The organism is Corynebacterium sp. 32222D000AT (assembly GCF_053546955.1).
Map to the genome: position 1 here is coordinate 107,983 of NZ_JBPPVW010000008.1, position 7,054 is coordinate 115,036.

At 65.1% G+C, this 7,054-nt stretch carries 4 protein-coding genes; all 4 read left to right on the top strand.

Annotated elements, in window-relative coordinates:
* Nucleotide 1: 1 nt before the first annotated feature.
* The 4 genes from ACEE23_RS06860 to narI are packed head-to-tail and all read left to right on the top strand — an operon-like array spanning nt 2 to nt 6,948.
* Nucleotides 2-3,742, top strand: a complete 3,741-nt coding sequence (locus ACEE23_RS06860) for a nitrate reductase subunit alpha (protein WP_368519664.1) — start codon at nt 2-4, stop codon at nt 3,740-3,742.
* Nucleotides 3,742-5,334 carry a nitrate reductase subunit beta gene (gene narH, locus ACEE23_RS06865; protein ID WP_368519663.1) on the top strand — a complete coding sequence of 531 codons (1,593 nt, stop codon included), beginning with the start codon at nt 3,742-3,744 and terminating at the stop codon, nt 5,332-5,334. Before ACEE23_RS06860 ends, narH begins: the two co-directional genes overlap by 1 nt.
* 12 nt (nt 5,335-5,346) lie before the next feature.
* Nucleotides 5,347-6,150, top strand: a complete 804-nt coding sequence (narJ, locus tag ACEE23_RS06870; RefSeq protein ID WP_368519662.1) for a nitrate reductase molybdenum cofactor assembly chaperone — start codon at nt 5,347-5,349, stop codon at nt 6,148-6,150.
* A 9-nt stretch (nt 6,151-6,159) separates the two neighbouring features.
* Nucleotides 6,160-6,948 (top strand): respiratory nitrate reductase subunit gamma, encoded by a 789-nt coding sequence (gene narI / locus ACEE23_RS06875; RefSeq protein ID WP_368519661.1) that lies wholly within the window; start codon nt 6,160-6,162, stop codon nt 6,946-6,948.
* Nucleotides 6,949-7,054 lie beyond the last annotated feature (106 nt).

The following is a 7,054-nucleotide window of genomic DNA, read 5'->3' on the forward strand; positions in this document are numbered from 1 at the left end:
CATGACTACTCACGTCCCCGCTCCCGAAAACGGCAAGCTCAACCCGCTATTTAAACTGGGCGCTTACCTGCGCCGCGGCGAGGCCTCGGCTTCCGGCCAACAGGTCTTTTTGCAGGGCGGCCGGCAGGCCGACGTCTTCTACCGCAACCGCTGGGCCTTCGACAAGATGGTCCGCTCCACCCACGGCGTGAACTGCACCGGCTCCTGTTCCTGGAAGGTCTACGTCAAGGACGGCGTCATCACCTGGGAGTCCCAGGCCGTCGACTACCCCACCACGGGCCCGGACACCCCGGAATACGAGCCCCGCGGCTGCCCCCGCGGCGCCTCCTTTTCCTGGTACACCTACTCCCCGACCCGCGTGCGCTACCCGTATGCCCGCGGCGTTCTGGTGGACATGTTCCGCGAGGAAAAGCAGAAGCACGGCGACTCGGTGCTCGCTTGGAAGGCCATCCAGGAAGACCCCGACAAGCGCCGGGCGTATATCTCCCAGCGCGGCAAAGGCGGACTTATCCGCATCTCCTACGAGGAGGCCATCGACATGGCCTCGGCCGCGCACGTCTACACCATCCGCAAGTACGGCCCCGACCGCATTAACGGCTTCACGGTTATCCCGGCGATGAGCCAGGTCTCTTACGGCGCCGGCAGCCGCTTCCTGCAGATGATCGGCGGCGTCGCCCTGTCCTTCTACGACTGGTACGCGGACCTGCCGCCGGCCTCCCCGCAGACTTTCGGCGACCAGACCGACGTCCCCGAATCCGGCGACTGGTACAACTCCTCCTACCTGATGATGTGGGGCTCCAACATCCCGGTCACGCGCACCCCGGACGCCCACTTCATGGTCGAGGCCCGCTACAAGGGCACCAAGGTCGTGGTGGTCTCCCCCGACTTCGCCGACAACACCAAATTCGCCGACGAATGGGCCCGTATCGAGCCGGGTACCGACGCCGCCTTGGCCTTTGCCATGGGCCACGTCATCCTCAAGACCTTCCACGTCGACCGCCAAGAGCCGTACTTCCTGAACTACATGCGCAAGTACACCGACGCACCGTTCTTGGTCTCCCTCGACCAGCGCGAAGACGGGACCTATACCCCCGGCAAGTTCTTCACGGCCTCCCAGACTAACGATGCCGCCCTGGCCGACAGCCCCAACGCCACGCACCGTGGCCTGGTCATGGAAGAAGACGGCCGCGTGGTCGATCCGGGCGGCACCGTCGCCGATCGCTGGGACATGGATTCTGCCAAGTGGAACCTCTCCCTCGACGGCGTCGACCCCGTCATGTCCGTGGCGGAGACGGATTCTTTCTCCACCGCCGAGGTCCTCTTCCCGCGCTTCGACCTGGATACCGACCCGGCCGATATCGGCACCGGCAAGCCGGTTGGCGCCGGGGTGGTCCACCGCGGCGTGCCCGTGCGCGAGGTCAACGGCAAGCTGGTCACCACCGTCTACGACATCATGCTCGCCCACTACGGCGTCCCGCGCGAGGACCTGAACCTGCCGGGTAGCTGGCCGACCGGCTTCGACGACGCCAGCGAGGTCGGCACCCCGGCCTGGCAGGAAGAGCTCACCGGCGTCCCCGCCGCCGCGGCCATCCGCATCGGCCGGGAATTCGCGCAGAACGCCGCGGATTCGCAGGGGCGTTCCCAGATCATCATGGGCGCGGGCGTGAACCACTACTTCCACGCCGACAACATCTACCGCACCTTCCTAGCGCTGACCTCGATGTGCGGCACCCAGGGCGTCAACGGCGGCGGCTGGGCGCACTACGTCGGCCAAGAGAAGCTGCGCCCAGTCAACGGCTGGACCCAGTGGGCCATGGCCACCGACTGGCAGCGTCCCCCGCGCCACATGATTTCCACCGGCTTCTACTACTTCGCCACCGAACAGTACCGCTACGACAACTCGCGCGCTTCCCAGCTGGGCTCCCCGCTGGCCAGCCGCGGGGCGATCGGCGACAAGATGGTCTCCGACACTATGTCCGAGGCCATGCGCCGCGGCTGGATGCCCGCATACCCGCAGTTCAACCGCAACTGCCTGCTGCTGGCCGACGAGGCGGACGCCGCCGGCTTAGACATCAACGACTACGTGGTCCAGCAGTTGGAAAAGGGCGACCTGGAGTTCGCCCACGACAACCCCTCGGCGGAAGAAAACTGGCCGCGCATCCTGCTCAACTGGCGCACCAACCTGCTGGGCTCCTCGGCCAAGGGCACGGAGTTCTTCCTCCGTCACCTGTTGGGCATCGACTCGGACGCTACCGCCGAAGAGCTTTCCCCGGAGCAGCGCCCGCGCACCATCAAGTGGGTCGACGAGGCCCCCGAGGGCAAGCTCGACCTGATGCTGACCACGGACTTCCGCAACACCTCGACCACGCTGGTCTCCGACATCGTGCTGCCGGCTGCCACCTGGTACGAAAAGCACGACATGTCCTCGACCGACATGCACCCCTACCTGCACTCCTTCAACGCGGCCATCAACCCGCCGTGGGAGGCGCGCACCGACTTCGAGGTCTTCCAGGACCTGGCCGCCGCGCTCTCCGACAAGGCCGTCAAGTGGCTGGGCACCCAGCGCGACGTCATCACCCAGCCGAGCCACCACGACACCCCGGACGAGCTGGGCATGCCCAACGGCATTGTCCCGGACATCGACGAGGTCGGGCTGGTCCCCGGCGTAACGATGCCGAAGCTACACGTCGTCGAGCGCGACTACACGCGCATCTACGAAAAGTGGGCGCACCTCGGCCCGCTGCCCGCGAAGGCCGGCACCGGCGTCCACGGCACCAAGTTCAACGTGGATAAGCAGGTCAAGGAGCTCGAGCTCATCTGCGGCACCTCGCAGACCTCCCAGGGCGAGCTCATCGATCTGACCAAGGACACCAAGGTCATCGACGCCATCCTGCACCTGTCCGGCGTCTCCAACGGTGAGCTGGCGCAGCAGGGCTTCGAGTTCCTGTCCTCGCGCACCGGCAAGGACCTCACCCCGCTGGGTGCTTCCGATGCCGACGTCCACATCACCTGGGATTCCATCAAGGAACGGCCCACCGAGGTCATCACCTCGCCGGAATGGACTGCCGACAAGCGCAACAAGCGCCGTTACACCGCTTTTTCCATCAACGTCGAGTTCGACAAGCCCTGGCACACGCTGACCGGCCGCATGCACTACTACCTCGACCACGACTGGTTCATGGACTACGGCGAATCTCTGCCCGTGTTCCGCCCGCCGCTGGACCACGTCCACCTGCACGGCGAGCACGCCCCCGGCCAGACGTTGAACAACGAGCGCGGCGAGGCCGAAGTCACCCTGCGCTACCTGACCACCCACAACAAGTGGTCTATCCACTCGCAGTACTTCGACAACCTGCACGTTTTGTCCATCTCTCGCGGCGGCCAAGTGGTGTGGATGTCCAACAAGGACGCCGAAAAGATCGGCGTCAAAGACAACGAGTGGGTCGAGGTCTACAACCGCAACGGCGTCGTCAGCGCCCGCGCCATCGTCTCCCACCGCATCCCGGAAGGCACCATGCTGTGCAACCACGCCCAGGAGCGCACCGTCGGCACCCCGCTCAACGAGCACACCGGCCGCCGCGGCGGCACCCACAACTCGCTGACGCGCATTTCCATCAAACCGGTACACATCGCGGGCGGCTACGGCCAACTTACCTACCACTTCAACTACATCGGGCCCACCGGCAATAACCGCGACGAGGTCACCCGCGTCCGCCGCCGTTCCCAGGAGGTGTCTTACTAATGAAGGTCATGGCTCAGATCTCAATGATCATGAACCTCGACAAGTGCATCGGCTGCCACACCTGCTCCGTGACCTGTAAGCAGGCATGGACCAACCGCGAAGGCACCGAGTACATCTGGTTCAACAACGTCGAAACCAAGCCCGGCGTCGGATACCCGCGCGGCTGGGAGGACCAGGAGAAATGGAAGGGCGGCTGGGAGCGCACCAGCTCCGGCAAGCTCAAGCCCAAGGCCGGCGGCCGGCTCAAGAAGCTGGCCACCCTGTTCCACAACCCCAACCTGCCGACCATCCAGGACTACTACGAGCCGTGGAGCTACCAGTACGAGGACCTGATGGGCGCCAAGGCCGGGCAGAAGACCCAGCCGACGGCCAAGCCGGTCTCCCAGATCGACGGCCACCCCATCGAAAAGGTCGAATGGTCCTCCAACTGGGACGACAACCTGGGCGGGTCCACCGCCACCATGGACAACGACCCTGTCCTGCACGAGATGAACCTGGACGTGAAGAAGGAGATCGAAGACACGTTCATGTTCTACCTGCCGCGCATCTGCGAGCACTGCATGAACCCGACCTGCGTGTCCTCCTGCCCGTCCGGGGCGATGTACAAGCGCACCGAAGACGGCATCGTCCTGGTTGACCAAGACGCCTGCCGCGGCTGGCGCATGTGCGTTTCCGGTTGCCCGTACAAGAAGGTCTACTTCAACCACAAGACGGGCAAGGCCGAAAAGTGCACGCTGTGCTACCCGCGCATCGAGGTCGGCCAACCCACGGTGTGCTCCGAGACCTGCGTGGGCCGCCTGCGCTACCTGGGCGTCATCCTCTACGATGCCGACCGCGTCGCGGAAGCCGCCGCCACCGAGGACCCACAGGACCTCCTGGAGGCCCAGAAGTCGGTCATGCTCGACCCCCACGACCCCGAGGTAGTCAAGGCCGCCCAGCGCGAGGGCATCCCGCACTCCTGGATCGACGCAGCACAGAACTCCCCCATCTACGACCTCATCTTCAAGTACGGGGTCGCGCTGCCGCTGCACCCGGAGTACCGCACGCTGCCCATGGTCTGGTACATCCCGCCGCTCTCACCCATCGTCGATCAGGTGACCGCCTCCGGCAACGACGGCGAGGACCACAAGATCCTGTTTACCGCCCTGTCGCGCATGCGCATCCCGCTGGACTACCTGGCGGGCCTGTTCACCGCCGGCGACCCGGTCCCGGTGGAAAAGGCGCTGCGCCGGCTGGTGGCCATGCGCTCGTATATGCGCGACATCAACTTAGGTAACGAGCCGCAGGAAGAAATCGCGCAGGCGGTCGGCATGGACGGGCGCACGATGCAGGAGATGTACCGCCTGCTTTCCATCGCCAAGTACGACGACCGCTACGTCATCCCCACCGCCTCGCCGGAGACCCCGCGTGGCATCAGCTCGCTGGATCCCTTCGGCGGCGTCGACCCGGCCCGCAACCTGAACGACACGTTCCAGGACCTAGGCATGGGCGCGCCGGAGGCCTGCACCCACGGCAGCGCGCCCAGCGGCAAGGTCTCCCTCCTGTCCTGGACCGGCGACCGCCCCGATTCCATGTTCCCGCCGAAGGACTAAGCGAGGCCAGCCATGAATATCTTTGACAAACTCGCCCGCCGCGCCCCCAGCCGCCCACCGGCTGTTGATGCCGTGGCCGGCTTCGGGACGCCAGCCGGCATCGGTAGCGGCGGGGGTGCCAAGGACGTCGAGCGTGCCATCCGCACCCACACCGGCAAGCTTCCCGACGAGTTCATCGCCCCGGTAAAGGTCTCGGTAGACCAGCGCCGTATTATCGCCATGGCGGTCTCGGTGCTGCTCAATTACCCGCAGCCGGATTTCCTGCAGCGGCTCGAGACCGTCGAGGAGCAGCTGGATCAGCTGCCGCTGGCCATCGCCAGCGATTTCGTGGACTTCGCCACCTGGGCCCGCTCCGCCGGGGTGCGCGGGATGGAGGAGCACTACGTCGAGACCTTCGACCAGCGACGTCGCTGCTCGCTTTTCCTGTCCTACTACGCGGTCGGCGACACCCGGCAGCGCGGCATGGCTATCTTGTCCTTCCGCCAGCAGCTCGAAGCCCTCGGCTTCGTCGTTAGCGACGAGGAACTGCCCGACCACCTCTGCGTCGTCCTGGAGGCCCTCGCGCTCAGCGAGGACCACGACAGCGCCGTGGAGATGGTGGCTAGCTACCGGGAGGGCATCGAGGTGCTGCGCGCCGCCCTCGGCCACGTCAACTCGCCCTACCTGAGCCTGGTGACGGCCCTGTGCAAGTCTTTGCCCAAGGTCGACCCGGACACCGCCCAGAAATACGTCGATCTCATTCGCACCGGCCCACCCGCTGAGATGGTCGGGATCGCGGATCTGCCCTTCCCAACCGCTCAGCCGAATTCGGTCTAAGGACTTTCCATGGATACTTTCAACAACTTTCTCTGGGGAGCGTTCCCCTGGCTCGCGATAGCCGCGTTCGTCGTCGGTATTTTCTGGCGTTGGCGTTCCGACCAGTTCGGGTGGACTACCCATTCGACCCAGATCTACGAGTCCAAGCTGCTGCGCCTGTCTTCCCCGCTGTTCCATTGGGGCATGGTCTTCGTCATCATCGGCCACCTCATGGGGCTAGCGATGCCCAAGTCCTGGACCCGCGCCGTCGGCATCAGCGACCACGTCTACCACTGGATCGCCACCATCCCCGGCTCGCTCGCGGCGGTCGCCGTGCTGCTCGGTTTTGCTGGGCTGGTCTACCGCCGCGTGGTCAACCGTTCCGTCTTCCTGTCGACCTCCACGTCCGACAAGGTCATGTACGTCCTGCTGGGGCTGGCTCTGCTGTCCGGGTCCATCGCGACCTTTACTCTGCAGCTTTTCGACCTGGCCGGCACCCATGGCTATGACTACCGCGAGACCATCGCGCCCTGGCTGCGTAACCTTCTCATCTTTAACATCCAGCCCGAGCTGATGGCCGATGTGCCGTGGCAGTTCAAGGTCCACGTCCTGGCGGGCTTTACCATCATCGCCGTCTGGCCGTTTACCCGCCTGGTGCACGCCTTCTCCGCGCCCGTCGGGTACGTGACGCGCCCGTACGTGGTCTACCGTTCCCGCGACCAGCGCACCACGGACATGCGCCGCCACGTCGCTTGGGAGCCGGTGCGTTCCCACCGCGCGCAGTTGGATAAGAACGAAACGCCGTCCCACGGCGCCTAGACCGGAATTGTCCACAGCCCCCGCCGCGTTGAACTGGCCCCCGAAAGTTGGACTGGTTTTAATTCTAGGCGGTTAGGGCTTCAAGGGTCTGATTTCGATATTGCAT